The following is a 15,553-nucleotide window of genomic DNA, read 5'->3' as shown; positions in this document are numbered from 1 at the left end:
GCCTTTCAGGGATGAGACAGGGATTGTCTGGTATGGAGACAAATAGCAAAGTCAAAATTCTGGTTGTGGATGACCGGCCGGAAAACCTGCTGGCTATGGATAAGTTATTAAAGCCATTGGGTGCAGAAGTCCACAAGGTGGACTCTGGTGAGAAGGCGCTGTCTGAAGTTTTGGCCCATCACTTTGCTGTTATCCTTCTGGATGTTCAAATGCCTGGTATGGATGGTTTCGAAACGGCGACATTACTGCACAGCAACAAGCAAACTGCCAATATTCCCATCATTTTTGTTACTGCGATTAATAAAGATCATAACTACGTTGCCAAAGGCTATCAGTCTGGTGCTGTAGATTATTTGCCTAAGCCAATTGTTCCAGAAATTCTTTTAGGCAAAGTGAAGGTATTTTTACAGCTGGAAGAGCAGCGGCTGGCGCTTGAGGACGTAACCAAGGAACTTCGTTGGATCAGTAGAAAAAATAAACTGTTACTGGATTGTGCAGGTGAAGGCATTGTTGGGTTGGATAAAGCGGGAAACATAACCTTTATCAATCCGACGGCATGTGAGCTATTGGGCGGTACTGAAGAGTCTTTCCTGAATACCCACATCAGCCAGTTTCTTTTTGATGCAACGGATGGTAAGCCTGCTATTGATCAGTGGCGGGAGTCAGATATTTATCGGGAGTGTCTGGAAAAGGGAGGAACTCTCAAGCAGTCTACTGATTTAATCAATATTAGGCAGGGAACTTTTCCAGCAGAGTTTAATATTGCCGCCATCGTGAATGGTCGAAACTCAGTTCAGGGTGCAGTGTTTGTTTTTCAGGACATAACTGAGCGAAAGCAAATGGAAGACCAATTATTGAGAATGGCTAAGTACGACAGCCTGACTGGTTTGGCTAACCGAACCCTGTTCAGGGAGTTTCTTCAGTCCTCAATGGATCGCAGTGATCGTTACCATAAAAATACGGCCGTCATGTTTCTGGATCTGGATCATTTTAAGGAGATCAATGACCAGCTGGGTCATGATGCTGGAGATCAACTGCTTTCCAGCGTCGCTAATCGACTTGAAAGCTGTATTCGGAAGGTTGACCTGATTGCCCGGCTGGGGGGGGATGAGTTCGCAGTGGTCCTGGATGATGTGAAGAACTCAGATGATGCCAGAACCGTTGCCAATAAAATTCTCTCGGTGCTTAAAGAGCCCCATGAGCTTGGGGACGCTTCCAAAAAAGTAGGCACCAGTATCGGCATTGCATTTTATCCTGATAATGGAAGAGATGCAGACGGATTGATCAAGGCGGCAGATGAGGCTATGTATGTAGCGAAGAATGAAGGTCGGAATGACTTTCGGTTTTACTCCGACCTTAAACACTGAATTACACGTCAAACGGTGTATTCAGCTGCTTTTCGACAAAGACTTTTTTCAGTCTTGCAAAACGAGGCAGGCCGTTCAGGTAAGCAGGATACTCCTCTCCTTCAATCAACGGTTCAAGATAACCTCGACAGGTTGGAGTAATGTTGAACCCGTCCTCATTGATAAAGTCCAGTGGCATTTTTCGCTCAAAATTGGCTACCTTCTCCAGAGGAACCGCTTTGATGGCCCAGCGATAAGGCAGGTCAGACTCTCGAACGATTGCTGGCATTACAGCATTGTGGCCCGTTACGGCAAGCTCTACCGCTGCTTTGCCAACAGCGTAAGCCTGTTCAACGTCAACGCGTGATGCAATATGGCGAGCTGAACGCTGAAGATAATCAGCAACAGCATAGTGATATTTGTATCCCAGCTCCTGTTTGATCATATTGCACAGGGCAGGAGCTACACCGCCAAGTTGCTGGTGACCAAAGGAGTCGATTACGGTGGTTGAGGCAGAGATAAAGCTGCCATCGTTATATTTAGCGCCCTCTGAAGCAACGATTACGCAATAACCTTCGTTATTAACGGTTTCATGGACTTTTTTAAGAAACTTTTTTTTGTCCAGAGGCAATTCTGGGAAAAGAATAATATGTGGTGGATCTCCATCCTGTCGGGCAGCCAGACCTGTGGCCGCTGCGAGCCATCCAGCATGACGACCCATGACTTCCATGACAAACACTTTGGTCGATGTATCACACATTGAGGCAATATCATGACTGGCCTCTTTGGTTGATACTGCAAGGTATTTGGCTGCAGAACCAAAACCCGGGCAGTTATCGGTTACAGCCAGGTCATTATCGATGGTTTTGGGCACCCCGATGCAGGTGATGGGGTACCCCATTTTTTCACTGAGCTGAGACACTTTCCAAGCCGTATCCATGGAGTCATTTCCACCGTTGTAGAAGAAGTAACCGATGTTATGAGCCTGAAATACTTGAATTAACCGGCGATATTCCGCTTCACTCTCTTCGAACGATTTAAGCTTGTAACGGCAGGAACCAAAGGCACCTCCCGGGGTTCTTAGTAATGCACCTATTGTTTCATCGGATTCGTAAGATGTGTCGATAAGCTCCTCACGCAAAGCTCCCAGGATGCCATTATGTCCTGCGTAGACTTTGTCGATTTTATCCGGGTAACGACGTGCTGTTTCAATAACCGCGCAGGCGCTGGCATTGATAACAGCGGTAACACCGCCAGACTGTGCGTAAAAAGCGTGTTTCTTTGTCATCGGTTAAATTCCGGGCGTTACTCTGTGTTATTTTGTGTTTTAAGTTGGGTGCTGATGATACCCGATCCCAAGCTTATTGGTAGACCTTATCGGGTTAGTTTTTTTATGCACACAGGGCTTTTATGAGCTGATGCCTATTCGATGTCAACGTCCTTTTGCGCTTAAGGCAAAAACAATGTCAAAATTCTGTTATCAGGGGGCTTAAGGGCACAACAGAGTGTCGTCCCTTTCAATTTGAGTGCCCTCTCGGAGAAACTTTGAATGCACGTACACATTCTGGGAATTTGTGGAACTTTTATGGGGAGCCTGGCTCTGCTGGCCAGAGAGCTTGGATTTAATGTATCCGGTTCGGATGAGAATGTTTACCCTCCTATGAGTACACAGCTGGAAGAGCAGGGTATTTCCCTGTTTCAGGGTTATGGTGTTGAAGCACTTAGTCCTGCACCTGACCTGGTTGTGATTGGTAATGCCATGAAGCGGGGAATTCCTGCTGTAGAGTATGTGCTTGAAAAGGGGATGCCTTATGTTTCAGGCCCTGAGTTTTTTTCCAGATTCATTGCGCCAGAGCGCTGGATTCTGGCAGCTTCAGGTACCCACGGTAAAACCAGTACGAGCAGTATGCTCGCCTGGATACTGGAGTATGCAGGAATGTCTCCAGGCTTTCTGATTGGTGGTATACCCAAGGATTTTGGTATTTCAGCAAGGCTTGGCAGTACCCCTTTTTTTGTCATTGAAGCGGACGAGTACGACACTGCTTTTTTTGATAAGCGTTCCAAGTTTGTTCATTACCACCCCAGAACATTAATTATTAATAACCTTGAATTTGATCATGCCGATATTTTTGATGATCTCGCTGCTATTCAGCGACAGTTCCATCATTTGGTAAGGACTATTCCTGGAAGTGGGAGAATCATTTTTCCAGCAAATACGCCTGAAATTGATGACGTTATTACCATGGGGTGCTGGTCTGAGCAGGAAGAGCTTGGAGGGAACAACAAACCCTGGCAAGTTGAACCTGTCAGTGAAGATGGAAGCCACTTTCAGGTTGTATATAAAGGTCATGTTGCTGGTACTGTAAACTGGAATCAGGAAGGCGATCACAATGTCGCTAATGCGTTGGCATCCATTGTTGCGGCTCACCATGTTGGTGTTTTGCCTGAAATAGCCTGTGAGGCATTATCCGTCTTCCAGGGAGTCAAGCGGCGAATGGAACTGGTTGAGGATATCGGCGGTGTTCGGATTTATGATGATTTTGCTCATCACCCGACAGCTATTGCGACCACGTTGGCGGGTCAGAGATCTAAATTGGGTGAACATGCGAATATTCGTGTAATTATTGAGCCCAGATCAAACACCATGAAAATGGGGATACATCAGGAAACGTTGATCGCTTCCACAGGGCTGGCTTCTGAAGTTATCTGGTTTAAACCTCAGGGGCTTGACTGGCCTCTGGAGAAGTTGATGGCAGATAGTCCCGTAAAAGCATCTGTCATGGACTCAACGGATGCAATTGTTCGTTATCTGGTTGATACCGCTAAAGAGGGGGATCATCTTCTGGTGATGAGTAATGGTGGTTTTGAAGGGATTCATGGGCGTATAGCCAATGGTCTGAAAGAGAAATCCAGGGTTGAGGTTGGAGTTTGATGACTCTGGCCTTCAGCTAAATAGGATAGGAAGTACAGTATGACCCCATCAAACCCTGAGAGAGTGACATTGGCACTCACTGGCGCATCTGGTGCACAGTATGGGCTTCGGTTGCTTGAGTGTCTCGTGGCAGCAGAGCGGCAAGTTTTCTTTCTGGTATCCAAGGCGGCAAAAGTAGTTCTGGCGACAGAAATGGATCTTGAACTTGGAGATACACCGGAAGCTATCGAGCAATACCTTACTGATCGTTATCAGGCAGTGCCTAAACAGATTCGTGTGTTTGGCGAAGATGACTGGATGTCACCTGTTGCTTCAGGCAGTGGTGCTCCCAGCTCAATGGTGATTTGCCCGTGCAGTACCGGCACTTTGTCAGCCATTGCCTGTGGTTTAAGTAATAACCTGGCTCAGAGGGCTGCAACGGTTGTATTAAAGGAGCGGCGTAAGTTGATCATAGTTCCCAGAGAAGCGCCTTATTCTGAGATTCATCTGGAAAATATGCTGAAACTGAGTCGCATGGGAAGCATCATCATTCCTGCATCACCAGGATTTTATAACCGGCCAGAGACAGTGAATGATATGGTGGATTTTATTGTGGCTAGAATACTGGACCAGCTGGGAGTTCCTCAGGAATTAATGCCTTCCTGGGGGAGTCAGCGTCTTTGATGGCGTTGTTAACTCTGTACTTGGGATAAAAGGCTTCAGGTTGTAAAGCCACAGGGCAAGGGCGTCCAGATAGATAGGCAGTGTTGTTGCAGGGTCTGCTGGGCCTGCTGCCAGATCAACCGAAAAGCCTACTGGCAGCTCCTGTCTTACGACCTCTTTCTGATAGGCTCCGTGGGGTTGGTCTGAGATAACCAGAGCAGTGCCCGGTAATGGCTCTACCTTTATCCACTGTTTCAGAGTGTCTCGGGTATTGGGTCTGTGCCAGAGTCTATTCCTCCAGTTTCTCGGTGTATCAATAAACTCAACCGGCATGTCTCTCATGGCTTCTGGCATTGGAGCCAGCTGATGCAGCATGATGGCCGCTTCTGTCTCGGTGAAAGGGAGTTGCCCTAGATTTTGGTCGTCGGGTTTTCTTGTCAGAATGTCCAGGTAATCAATTCCGGGGTTGAGAGGGCGCTGACCAACCAGAAAAATCAAGCGCTTGAATCGAATACCTTGGTTCCACCAATAAGCCAGATAGTCCAGTCTTCGCTTCATTCCGGGGGCTGTTGCTCCCAAAAGCAGAGCATAGTCATACTGTTTGTTTGGGGGGCGCGCGGGAGAGACGAGACCCAGTTGATCGAGTAGTTCAAACGCTCTGTCTTTCTGGGTTTTTGAGATGTTCAGCGTTGGTAGTTCCCACCGTTCCTGTCCTGGCTTTCTGCGCCATACCTGACTGGCGTTGATGATTGAGTCCAGAGTGGGGGCATGTGGAATATTCAGCTCAGTTAATAGTTCACTGAGCGTAAATGACAGTGCTTGGTAGTTTTGCTTTTGATCGACGGCATGGGCCTGGGAAAGCATGGAAAGATACATCAGTGTCCCTACCAGAAACCATTGGTAATTGAATTGATTAATCCTGACAGGCATTGTTTTTGTCCCTGATTGCACAGGGACAAGCATAGCCACTTTTATAATGACCCGATGGTCATTTATAGAGCGCTTAATGTTGTGTTGAGCCCGGTGTTGCAGTTTGCGGTGGCTGCTGGAGAATCAGTTGGCTCAACTCTGGCTGTTCCCAGCTGTCTGGGTAGTGCTTGGCCATTGCTTCCATCATGACCGTATATTCATCCGCAGGTTTCTGCAGCAGATACGTCAGGAAGGTATAGATTCGATCAGACATTTCCTTGTTAATCTGATTCAGTTGCTGGTCGTTGATCTGTCCTTTTTTCTGACACTCTTCAATAGTGGACTGACGAATGCAGTTGGCAGAGATAATCAGTGCCAGTTTTTTGATGTTTTGCTCTTCCATGAGAGGCTCCGTGGCGGTTTATATCCAGTAGTTACTTATATAAAGCTAGTTGTTGTTGGTAGGGATTCAAGCATGGATAAAGAAATTACAAATGAGAATGCCATAGAGAATATATAAACTCATTAAGTACGAATTAGATCACTTGGGGTAGGGGCATAGAATTTGGGAAATGAGGGGAGGAGGCATTCCTCCCCAAAAGTTAATTAAGCATTCTGTAATTGTAATAGGATCTTATCTTTCTCGGTTTCTTCCAGCAGGTTTGGATGTTCCTGTATGACCTTTATCAGTCTCTGGTGTAGTTCAGCCTGTTCCATTTTTTGAGGAACCGTCTGATTAACACCTTTATAGCCTCCATATGCCATACCCAGACCCAGTCCCATGCCAATAACAAAAGTATGAGGAATCAGGTAGGTCGTTACTAGAGCTGTGCCTAAACCCCACTTGGCGACGGTGCCCCAAAAGGTGTCAGCCATAGTGCAATAAGTACAACCTGTATCATATGCTTTGCAGGCTCTTTCTGAGAGGCCTTTATAAAGCTCAGTACCTGTAATGTATTTTTTTCCTTTGTTTAAATAGCCTGTAACATCATCCAATGTCACTGTAGGAAGACTGTTCCACACAGCTTCGGCTTTTGCTTTGACTTGTTTGGTTGCACAATCGTAAGCTTTTAGTGCTTCTGCACTCACTGCTGAAACAAACTGACTAGAAAGTAGAGCTACGTTTTCATATCCCATAGACATTTTTAATCTCCTTATATTTGAGAGCTCAATTTTTGTTTATTGGTTTGTAAAACCTTTAGTATTTAAATTGGAAAAATTTTATCACTGCTGTTACTGGAACAAACTAACTAATCAGTTAGTTATTTTGATAAACCATCGTACTTAAAAAGGTTTACTTGGTACTTAAGACCTAAAATGGGTGAGTTAGTTCGATAATTAATTGGAATTAGAAACGCACTGAGAGCTAATTTATCTTGAATTTATATGTTTTATTTTATTTTCAATGGTTTATGGTTTGTTTGGAGGTGTTAGAAAAACCGACAGTATGGTTATGAATCCACTATTGGCACCCGGTAATCGAATACCATTCGCTAATGAGCTCTACTTCTTCATCGGTTAATAGTTTGGCAATATTGCTCATTGGCCGGTGGGTGGTTCTTGAACCATCTCTATAGTAATTAAGCTGCTTAACCATATATTCTTTTTTCTGGCAGGCCAGATTAGGGTTGAAAGAGGCAGTACCAATACCGGTAGGGCCATGGCAGCCGGCACAGAGCTGTAAAGCCTTGCCCTGAGCGGCTTTAAGGTGGTCAGGAGTTACCTGAGAGTGAGTGTCAGAGAAGGGGTCTGTGCATCCTGTTAAGAAAAGGATGAAGAGAATAGCTATTTGTCTGATTTGAACAGTTATTTTCATTGGAACAGCTGATTTTGACGATGATAAAGAGTTAGTGAGAGCAGCCTGTGTAATAGAGGAGTGAAGTCACAGGCTGCACATAGTGTGCTAATCAATGTTAGCAGTCATTGTTTTAATTCAATGCATTACCTTCGTCAGTCAGTCTCAGCCATGCATGAGAATACCAGTAGTAATGCTTGCCGCTGTTGGACGGGGCTGTGCAGTTGTAGCGAGTACGACCTACTGGTAAGTCCCGGTTGGCTTGGGTTTTCAGACGAGTCATCTCTTTATCGAGCCAGGTTACCTTCAGCTCACCCTGACCTGAGGCGTAACACTTAAGTTGCTTTTTCTGGTAATCACCTTTTGCCAGAGTCAGCACGAGTTCTGGCTTGAGACTGTCTTTCGAAATCAATGAAGAGTCCGGGGTCTGATTGGTTACCGGTAGAGCCTTGCTTTTTACTTTGATGCCAAAATCATTCACACCATAAATACCAGCCATTGGGAAGCGAGGGAGACGGGTGAAGTCGGAGTATTCTCCAGCTGCTCCGGACTGTTGACCAAAGCCAATATAGCCCATCTCATCCAGTGCAGTCCTGAGCTCAGGGGTGGTTTCTCCAAAAGTCCAGGCAAACATTTTAACACTTTGGCCCGTTTTCTCTTTGATTCTGCTTTCAGTCGTTTCCAGGTCGGTACGGAAACGGGTAAGCCATTGTTCTTCAGTCTCGCCTGGTAGCCTTTCCACACTGTGATCGTGGTTCATGGTGTGATTGGCAAGTGTAGCCCCATGGAGGGCCATTTCCTGCAGCTGCTCCCAGCTGAGAAACTTCTGATACTTTTTATCCACGGGAGTTGGCGTGACAAAAATTGTGAATGGAAAACCATGGGTTTTCATTACTGGGAATGCATTGGTATAGATACTCAGATAGGCGTCGTCGAACGTAATGGTAACCGTTTTTTCTGGTAATTGTTGTTGATTGCGAAGAGCCTCAACGGCTTCAACTAATGGGATCACATTAAACTTATTCTCAGCGAGGTAGCTCATGTGCTTTTTGAAGGTGTCAGGGGTAACGCTGGTGATTCTGGGGGTGTCATCACTGACATGATGATACTGAAGGATAACCGCCGAGCTGGCAGCCAAAGCTGGTGTGGATGTTATGCTCAGTATTGAAAAAAGACACAGCAAGTGCAGTTGGAATCGGGGCATAGACCGCAGAATTCTAGAAAAGAAGCTCACAGTATTTCCTTATGATGAATGGCCTCCTGCTGAAGTCTTACCCTTTTTCGGTCTCAATGACTATATTGAGAGGGTGGTTTGAACATTCCGCATCAGGCTGTTTCAGTTTTTAAGAAGATTCTAACCTTTCACGGATACGATTTACTATCGTACTAAGTACGATTTCTGATTATTCAACTACTTAGATAAAAAACAGCCACCAGTCAGCAAGGGCAGGGGCTGATTTGGTGGCATAAGTTTCAATAGCGAACATTAACAGTTTACGAGTAGCTTGCCTGTTCTGCCTTTAGACCTTGGTCTGAGTTCTGATTGGCCTGACAAGCCCCTCCTGAGTCGTAGACGCCACCAGCTCTCCAGCCTGATTAAATACCTGGCCTCTTACCAGTGCCCTGGCGCCACTGGCAGTAGTACTTTCAACACAGTGCAGTAACCACTCGTCCATTCTGAATGGGCGGTGGAACCACATGGCGTGGTCCAGGCTGGCTATTTGAATGGGTTTCTGAAAAGTGGCTGCCCCGTGGGGGTAAAGGCAGGTGGATAAGAACTGAAAATCTGAGGCATAGGCCAGAAGGTACTTATGAAGTCCTGGATTGTCAGGTAGTTTTCCGTTGGCTCTTATCCATATTTTATGATTTGGAGCTCTGGTTTTTTCTGCCAGTGGATCAGCCGGGTCTGCAAAGCGAATCTTTATGGGAGTATCGCTGAGCAGTCGTTGCTGCAGAGGCTTGGGGATTAAGTCACTGTGCCTTTGAATCAGCGCTTTTTCACTCAGTGCTTCATCCGGAGATATTACGTTTGGCATCGGGTCCTGATGCTCAAAACCACCTTCGTTTAAATGAAAGGAAGCCGACAAATTGAAAATGGGGCGACCATTTTGAACGGCTACTACCCGGCGGGTATTGAAGCTTCTGCCATCACGAATACAGTCAACTGTGTAAACGATCGGCTTGCTGCTATCGCCCTCGCGAAGAAAATAACTATGAAAGGAGTGAACATGACGTTCAGGGTCTACTGTCTGCCTGGCCGCAGACAGTGCCTGCCCTAATACCTGTCCACCGAATACCCGGCCCCAACCAAGATCCTGACTCTGACCCCGGAATATATTGTTTTCAATAGGCTCCAGTTTCAGTAGGTTAATCAGTTCTTCCAGTACATCACTCATCCTGTAACTCCCTGATTGCATGCCGTTTATGTGATTGGCTGCAGATTGTGTTGGTGCTTTGGGTCATAGGATAACAACAGGCCCGCATTTACCCTATAAAAATGGTGTTGTTTGAACTCACAGGTCTGCTTTTCGAACCTGACTGTACCAATACGAAGGATTAACCAATTGCCCATTGTCGTCAATTTCAGGGTAATCCAGATCCCGCTCATCACAGTAACGGGTTAACTCAGGATAACCCCAGCGAAACAGGGTTTTTCGATACACGTCTTCATGGAGCCGACGACTGTTATACAAGCCTTTTTCTGCCCGTTGGCGCTGGGCTTCTACCAGGATGATGGCTGCAGCTACTGAAACATTGAATGACGCCACCTGGCCCACCATGGGGATGATGATGTGCTCATCTGCCAGCTTAGCCGCTTCCGGACTGATGCCATCCTTTTCAGCCCCAAGGATGATGGCACAGGGTTCAGTGAAGTCTGCCTGATAAAATGGAATGCTTTGGGGGGAAAAGTGAGCGGCAAGCAGTTTGAATCCCCTTTTTTGCAGATGGGATGCGCTATCTTCAATGGTGCCATGGTCATGTATGTCAACCCAGCGGTGGCTGCCCATAGACCGCCTGCGGTATTGCCTGTAGCCTCTTTTAGGCTGGGTCATATGCAGTTCGTGTATACCTACGGCGTCACAGGTTCTGATAATGGCGGATAAATTGTGGGTTTTATGAACCTGGTCGGTGAGAACAGTAAGGTCAGGCTGTCTTCGATCAAGAACCTCGCAAAATTTCTGGTAACGTTCCGGTGTCATGATTATTTCCGGTAATCTATTAAACTGAAACTTCAGTCTAACCTTGGTAACGCATCAGTCCAAATCGATAGGAAGCTATTTCCCACAAAGGCCCTGGTAATTCATGGATAACGCTTATTTTGATGCCATTCACATGTGGCTACAGCAGAATACTGGCTGGATTGGCCCTGCTATAGCAGTGGTTGCCTGTCTGGAATCACTGGTTGTGGTGGGTATTGTTCTGCCAGGTGTTGCCATGCTGTTTGCATTAGCGGCTATTGCCGGGGCGGCTTCCATTTCTATCTATCCAATCCTCTTGTGGGCTTTTCTGGGAGCCATTGTTGGGGATGGGATCAGTTACCTGCTTGGATATTATTACCACGAGCGAGTCAGGTGCTGGTGGCCTTTTAATCGTCACCCTCAGTGGTTGGATGGTGGTGAGGATTTTTTCAGAAAATATGGCATTTTAAGTGTTGTGATAGGACGCTTTGTTGGACCAGTTCGCCCCATCATACCTGCAGTTGCGGGCATGATGGGCATGGTTCCCAGGTGCTTTTTTACCGTTAATTTTCTCTCCGCCCTTGCCTGGTCTCCCGTTTACCTGCTTCCAGGTTACCTGACGGGAGCTGCACTGCAGTGGCATGATAAAGTACCCGATCAATTGATGGTTGTGTTGTTAGCCATCACTTGTGTTGCCATCCTGTTCCCTCCGTTGCTGATCAGTGTTCATCGTCATTTAAAACCGCGATTTATCTGGTATCTGGTGCTTGTATCAGGGCTTCTTGCCGTACTTGTTTTCTCTAACGGGACTGGCTTGTTGGAAAACGTCAATCAACGTGCCTATGAATGGCTGACAGCGGTTCAATTGCCCTGGCTGCAAAAGACGATGTACTGGGTGACTCAGATTGGCAGTATCCCTGTGTTGAGTATTTTTTCCGCTGGGGGCTTATTCTGGCTTTATCGTTCTAACCGGCTTACAGCCCTGTTCCGCCTGCTCTGTGGTGGTGTATCAATGGCTTGCTCTGTCTGGCTTATCAAATGGCTGGCAGACAATGAAAGGCCTCAAATAGTGACAGGGCTGGATCCTTACGCATTCCCTTCTGGTCATACAACAGCTACTGCGTATGTACTGTTTTCTTTTGCTGTCCTGTTGAGAGCAAGTCGTTCATTTAAGATCCAGTGGTTATGGGCAAGTGTGGCTTTGGGACTGGTTATGATTGAAGCTTTTTCCCGACTGGTTTTGCAGGTTCACTGGTTTGGCGATGTAGTGACGGGAATGTGCCTTGGCTTATTCTGGGCACTGGTTGCTCTTAAAGATGAAAAGCTGGGCTGAAAAGCGGAGTCAGTGCCCGGAGTAAACATATTTTTCCCGTTTGATTTGTCGGGGGGACAGTCCTCGATCTCTGAGAAGTGTCACGCAATCATCAATCATGCCGGGGTTTCCACAGAGGTACACCACATCTTCTTCAGGGTTCAGGTTGAGGGCATCAAACTGGTCTTGCACATGGCCAGCATACTCATTTTCAGCAGTATTTAAGCTGGGCTCGCGGCTTAAACAGTTGCGGTACTTTATGTTCAACAGTTGAGCAAAATCGGCACAGTAAATGCCTTCCTCTCGATATCTGAACCCCATTAAAACAGTGATAGGCGTCCCCTTAGCTGTCAGCGCTTTCAGTTGCGGAATCATGCTGCGATATGGCGCAATGCCCGTGCCGGTTCCTGCCAGAATTAACTGGCCTGGCAGGGTTTCTGGCAGAGTGAGGGCTCCAAAAGGCCCGGAAATATTGATTTTGACTCCTGGCTCGGCATGTTGGAAAAACGAAGATGCAACACCGTTCCTGACGAAGCTGATTGCCACATCTAAAAGGCCCGTTAACTTAAAATTTTCTGGTGAGTTAGCAATGCTGTAACTGCGTTTATAGGTTGTGCCATCTATTTCAAAAATGAACTGTATGAATTGACCTGCCGTGAATGAAAAAGCCCCATTGGATAGCTGTTCGGGCTGAAAGCTCAGCTGAAGAGTATTATTGCTGAGCTTTAATTTTCTTTTTAATACGGCAGCAAATGGAACTAATTGCATACTTCCCCTCCTAAAAGAGACCTCAATAAGTAGACTCCTGTTTTTAAATTAGCTGTTTTCGGAATTGATTTCAGGCTTTCAAGAGCTTTTATATTCATTAATTATGGTTTTCAGCAAAAAAAAACATTACATGGGCGAACTTTTGTGGAATTAACGTGTCAGACGAGTAGACAGGATTACTTATCGCAAGCTGGGTTTGAACGGAGCCTCTCATGACGCTAGCAATTACAGCTGGACCAACTCAATCAGTCCCAAATCAACAGGCAGCTTCAAATGCTTCAAGTGAAGCTGACAAAGTGGCTAGTCAGCAGGCATCGTCAGTAATAACCTCTGAGAAAGTTGCTGGGGCTATTGGTTATTGCGCAGGCAAAGCGGTAACACTGGTTGCAATGGAGGGCGGTAAGACTCTGGGTGCAGCAGTAGGTTATAATGTTGCGCCATGGTTATGTAAAACCTTTGCTAGTTACACCATTACCAGTGCAATTCCTGGTCTCCAGACAGTTGCTGCTTATCGTATGCTCTATTCGATGGGGCCTACAATCGTCAATGTAGCAACACTGGGTTGTACCGGTGCTGCAGCACTTATTAGTAACCAGGCTCTTGAGGCTCCGGTGGGTAAGATTTTCAAAAATGCCATTGGATATCTTAACCCCTTTTCTTATACAAAAAGCAGTTCAGCTGATACTCAAGAGATGCCTCCAATTGAAGAAGAACCCTCTGCCCAGTCAAGCTCTTCTGCTATACCGGTAGAAGATTCTTCGACTGGATTGCTAGCTATTGACGGTATTGATAACCCCGATTTTCCTCCATCCGACTTGGACTTTTTAGATCCTAACAAATCAATTTTTGAGAATTGTCAGCAGTATTTAGCTGATAAACCTCTGGCACCAAAGTCATTCGATGAGTTGATGAAATCTTTGTCGGAAGAAGCCAGCAACGAGGTTGAACAGTATCAAAATTATAAGGTATCTGTTCTGAATCCGTATCAGATAGAACTCTTGAAAGCTTTATTGTTGACTATCTCAAGTGGTAAGGATATTTCCATTAGGCAGCAAGCTCTGGCACTATTCCTGGAAACATTTCATCACTCTTCTGGTCCTTGCTCTCTTTCTAGCATGGAGTTTCCCAGTTCGGATTTTTCAAGCTTAAGCTCAAATTCCAGTTTGGATTCATTCAGCAGCTGGGTATTTCTGGAAGGTGAAACTTAATTGAACAATGAATTTCATCAATTAAGTTCCTTACCTTCTTATGCTTGATCATAAACTCCTTATATCTGCCTGTATTCCCTGGGGTTACAGACACTCGTAATATCTTTTAATCATTCGGGCAAGAGAGCTACGCCAAGGGCGATTATGTACCCCAAAGGTGCTTAATATTTTTCTACAAGTCAGGGTTGCATTTGTTGGCGCTTGAATACCATCCCGCTCGTTCAACTTATCCATTCGCAGTTTGCGAATTTTCAGAGCTTGATATTGCGATGCTTCAGAAATCACTGTCTCCGCAAAGCGATTTTCTGAGATTGGCTCTGCTCCAGCATAATGATAGGTACCCCAGGGTTCTGCCCCACAGCCGAGCTGTTGAATAATTGCAACGATGACCCTGGCCGCATCTTCACTGGGTGTTGGGCAACCCTGTTGATCGGAAACGACAGCAACTTCCTGTTCTTTGCTAATTTGATCGAGAAGGTATTTCAAGAGGTTGGTGCGCTTGTAACTGATGACCCAGGAAAGACGAAGAATAATATGCTTTGGGCAGCGCTCACTGATTTGCTGCTCAGCCTGCCAGCGGCTAGTGGCAAGAACCCCAGAAGGGTTGGGTATGTCTTTTTCGGTATAGGCCTCTTTTTTGGTGCCATCAAAAACCCGGTAGGTTGAAATATAAACCAGAGGGGCGTTTTGCCGATTGCAGCAATCTGCCAGCGTTGCCATGGCATCTCGATTGATTCGAAAGCACTTTGATGGTTCATTTTCTGCCTTAACCGGATCGTTATAACCGGCGCAGTTAATGACGAGATCTGGCTGGTGCTTTTTGAGACTTGCATCGATGGTCTCAGGGTGCTCAAGGTTTAACTCATTCCTGTCAGGAGCAATGCAGTTTACCTGTTTCTCTTGGAGCAGTTGTTGTACTTCCTGACCAATAAGCCCGGTGCCACCAACCAATAGTATTTTCATAAGCATTCGGCCGCTAAGAGTTAATGATCAATGGCAAACTCAAGCCAATAGATCAATACACGAAATGGTTCTATTGAAACATGAATAAGGCTACTCAGGAAAAAAATCTCAGCATCTAAGGCATTAGCCATAATAACCGATGGCAGTAAGGTCTCTGATAAAAGCCGAAGTTATAGTAAGATAAGCCACTTATTTCCGTCTATTTTTACATTGGCTGTATTTTTATCTTCTGCAGTCATAGGCTCTGTTGACATAAGTTTTCAGGCTCAGTGGCACTGATAGCTAGCTTCCACAAGACGGGCTGGTGCAGGTGTAGTGTGATCCTACATCAAGCCAGCTCAGAGCAGCTGGAAGACAGCGATACGAGCCGCTCTCTGGGTTCAAATCAGAGCACCTGTGCCGTCTGCAATGACTTGAAAAACGTGGGTATTCCTGCGTTCTTGTGTCTAGGCACAAGCGCTCTGGTTTGAGCTGAACCACCAAACTTATGCCAACAGAA

15 protein-coding genes are annotated in these 15,553 nt (G+C 46.0%); 5 read left to right on the top strand and 10 right to left on the bottom strand.

Annotated features, from left to right (window positions below; all coding sequences use genetic code 11):
• Nucleotides 1–32 precede the first annotated feature (32 nt).
• Complete coding sequence (locus tag ACOCLE_RS16045) at nt 33–1,367, top strand: diguanylate cyclase domain-containing protein (protein ID WP_419533329.1); 1,335 nt, start codon at nt 33–35, stop codon at nt 1,365–1,367.
• Nucleotide 1,368: 1 nt separating this feature from the next.
• On the opposite strand, the gene ACOCLE_RS16040 is transcribed toward ACOCLE_RS16045, so the two are convergent.
• Nucleotides 1,369–2,634, bottom strand: a complete 1,266-nt coding sequence (locus ACOCLE_RS16040) for a 6-phosphofructokinase (RefSeq protein ID WP_419533328.1) — start codon at nt 2,632–2,634, stop codon at nt 1,369–1,371.
• 261 nt (nt 2,635–2,895) lie between these two features.
• On the opposite strand from ACOCLE_RS16040, the gene mpl reads away from it, so the two are divergent.
• Both mpl and ACOCLE_RS16030 read left to right on the top strand, forming a co-directional pair.
• Nucleotides 2,896–4,278 carry a UDP-N-acetylmuramate:L-alanyl-gamma-D-glutamyl-meso-diaminopimelate ligase gene (mpl, locus tag ACOCLE_RS16035; RefSeq protein WP_419533327.1) on the top strand — a complete coding sequence of 461 codons (1,383 nt, stop codon included), beginning with the start codon at nt 2,896–2,898 and terminating at the stop codon, nt 4,276–4,278.
• A gap of 39 nt (nt 4,279–4,317) precedes the next feature.
• A complete protein-coding gene (locus tag ACOCLE_RS16030; protein WP_419533326.1) occupies nt 4,318–4,941 on the top strand; it encodes a flavin prenyltransferase UbiX in 624 nt (207 codons plus the stop codon).
• Here the strand turns inward: ACOCLE_RS16030 and ACOCLE_RS16025 are convergent.
• The 7 genes from ACOCLE_RS16025 to trmH all read right to left on the bottom strand — a co-directional run bounded on the left by ACOCLE_RS16025 (nt 4,909) and on the right by trmH (nt 10,824).
• Nucleotides 4,909–5,850 (bottom strand): hypothetical protein, encoded by a 942-nt coding sequence (locus ACOCLE_RS16025; protein WP_419533325.1) that lies wholly within the window; start codon nt 5,848–5,850, stop codon nt 4,909–4,911. The genes ACOCLE_RS16030 and ACOCLE_RS16025 overlap by 33 nt on opposite strands.
• A 73-nt stretch (nt 5,851–5,923) precedes the next feature.
• Nucleotides 5,924–6,232, bottom strand: a complete 309-nt coding sequence (locus tag ACOCLE_RS16020) for a hypothetical protein (RefSeq protein ID WP_419533324.1) — start codon at nt 6,230–6,232, stop codon at nt 5,924–5,926.
• 203 nt (nt 6,233–6,435) lie between these two features.
• Nucleotides 6,436–6,972: a hypothetical protein gene (locus ACOCLE_RS16015; RefSeq protein WP_419533323.1), complete on the bottom strand. Its 537-nt coding sequence runs from the start codon at nt 6,970–6,972 to the stop codon at nt 6,436–6,438.
• Nucleotides 6,973–7,291: 319 nt separating this feature from the next.
• On the bottom strand, nt 7,292–7,645 hold the full coding sequence (locus ACOCLE_RS16010; protein WP_419533322.1) for a c-type cytochrome: 354 nt from the start codon (nt 7,643–7,645) through the stop codon (nt 7,292–7,294).
• A gap of 112 nt (nt 7,646–7,757) precedes the next feature.
• A complete protein-coding gene (locus ACOCLE_RS16005; RefSeq protein ID WP_419533321.1) occupies nt 7,758–8,762 on the bottom strand; it encodes a polysaccharide deacetylase family protein in 1,005 nt (334 codons plus the stop codon).
• A 382-nt stretch (nt 8,763–9,144) separates the two neighbouring features.
• Nucleotides 9,145–10,020 carry an acyl-CoA thioesterase II gene (gene tesB / locus ACOCLE_RS16000; protein ID WP_419533320.1) on the bottom strand — a complete coding sequence of 292 codons (876 nt, stop codon included), beginning with the start codon at nt 10,018–10,020 and terminating at the stop codon, nt 9,145–9,147.
• A 117-nt stretch (nt 10,021–10,137) separates the two neighbouring features.
• Nucleotides 10,138–10,824, bottom strand: a complete 687-nt coding sequence (gene trmH / locus ACOCLE_RS15995) for a tRNA (guanosine(18)-2'-O)-methyltransferase TrmH (protein ID WP_419533319.1) — start codon at nt 10,822–10,824, stop codon at nt 10,138–10,140.
• A 235-nt stretch (nt 10,825–11,059) separates the two neighbouring features.
• On the opposite strand from trmH, the gene ACOCLE_RS15990 reads away from it, so the two are divergent.
• The gene (locus tag ACOCLE_RS15990; RefSeq protein WP_419533318.1) at nt 11,060–12,136 is read left to right on the top strand and encodes a bifunctional DedA family/phosphatase PAP2 family protein; all 1,077 of its coding nucleotides are present in this window, start codon (nt 11,060–11,062) and stop codon (nt 12,134–12,136) included.
• A gap of 9 nt (nt 12,137–12,145) precedes the next feature.
• Here ACOCLE_RS15990 and ACOCLE_RS15985 read toward each other — a convergent pair whose 3' ends face one another.
• Nucleotides 12,146–12,883 carry an FAD-binding oxidoreductase gene (locus ACOCLE_RS15985; protein WP_419533317.1) on the bottom strand — a complete coding sequence of 246 codons (738 nt, stop codon included), beginning with the start codon at nt 12,881–12,883 and terminating at the stop codon, nt 12,146–12,148.
• A 212-nt stretch (nt 12,884–13,095) separates the two neighbouring features.
• Here ACOCLE_RS15985 and ACOCLE_RS15980 point away from each other — a divergent pair, with 212 nt between their 5' ends.
• Nucleotides 13,096–14,091, top strand: coding sequence for a hypothetical protein (locus ACOCLE_RS15980; RefSeq protein WP_419533316.1), 996 nt, complete (start codon nt 13,096–13,098; stop codon nt 14,089–14,091).
• Nucleotides 14,092–14,175: 84 nt separating this feature from the next.
• On the opposite strand, the gene ACOCLE_RS15975 is transcribed toward ACOCLE_RS15980, so the two are convergent.
• On the bottom strand, nt 14,176–15,054 hold the full coding sequence (locus ACOCLE_RS15975) for an SDR family oxidoreductase (protein WP_419537218.1): 879 nt from the start codon (nt 15,052–15,054) through the stop codon (nt 14,176–14,178).
• Nucleotides 15,055–15,553 lie beyond the last annotated feature (499 nt).

The organism is Endozoicomonas sp., from assembly GCF_965196975.1.
Taxonomy (GTDB): Bacteria; Pseudomonadota; Gammaproteobacteria; order Pseudomonadales; family Endozoicomonadaceae; genus Endozoicomonas.
This window is presented reverse-complemented; position numbering and strand designations above follow the sequence as displayed.

Bases quoted from the DNA above. Each gene is read 5' to 3' on its own strand.
- ACOCLE_RS16045 (WP_419533329.1), top strand. From the start codon at position 33: ATGGAGACAAATAGCAAAGTCAAAATTCTGGTTGTGGATGACCGGCCG.
- ACOCLE_RS16040 (WP_419533328.1), bottom strand. From the start codon at position 2,634: ATGACAAAGAAACACGCTTTTTACGCACAGTCTGGCGGTGTTACCGCT.
- mpl (WP_419533327.1), top strand. From the start codon at position 2,896: ATGCACGTACACATTCTGGGAATTTGTGGAACTTTTATGGGGAGCCTG.
- ACOCLE_RS16030 (WP_419533326.1), top strand. From the start codon at position 4,318: ATGACCCCATCAAACCCTGAGAGAGTGACATTGGCACTCACTGGCGCA.
- ACOCLE_RS16025 (WP_419533325.1), bottom strand. From the start codon at position 5,850: ATGCCTGTCAGGATTAATCAATTCAATTACCAATGGTTTCTGGTAGGG.
- ACOCLE_RS16020 (WP_419533324.1), bottom strand. From the start codon at position 6,232: ATGGAAGAGCAAAACATCAAAAAACTGGCACTGATTATCTCTGCCAAC.
- ACOCLE_RS16015 (WP_419533323.1), bottom strand. From the start codon at position 6,972: ATGTCTATGGGATATGAAAACGTAGCTCTACTTTCTAGTCAGTTTGTT.
- ACOCLE_RS16010 (WP_419533322.1), bottom strand. From the start codon at position 7,645: ATGAAAATAACTGTTCAAATCAGACAAATAGCTATTCTCTTCATCCTT.
- tesB (WP_419533320.1), bottom strand. From the start codon at position 10,020: ATGAGTGATGTACTGGAAGAACTGATTAACCTACTGAAACTGGAGCCT.
- trmH (WP_419533319.1), bottom strand. From the start codon at position 10,824: ATGACACCGGAACGTTACCAGAAATTTTGCGAGGTTCTTGATCGAAGA.
- ACOCLE_RS15990 (WP_419533318.1), top strand. From the start codon at position 11,060: ATGCTGTTTGCATTAGCGGCTATTGCCGGGGCGGCTTCCATTTCTATC.
- ACOCLE_RS15985 (WP_419533317.1), bottom strand. From the start codon at position 12,883: ATGCAATTAGTTCCATTTGCTGCCGTATTAAAAAGAAAATTAAAGCTC.
- ACOCLE_RS15980 (WP_419533316.1), top strand. From the start codon at position 13,096: ATGACGCTAGCAATTACAGCTGGACCAACTCAATCAGTCCCAAATCAA.
- ACOCLE_RS15975 (WP_419537218.1), bottom strand. From the start codon at position 15,054: ATGAAAATACTATTGGTTGGTGGCACCGGGCTTATTGGTCAGGAAGTA.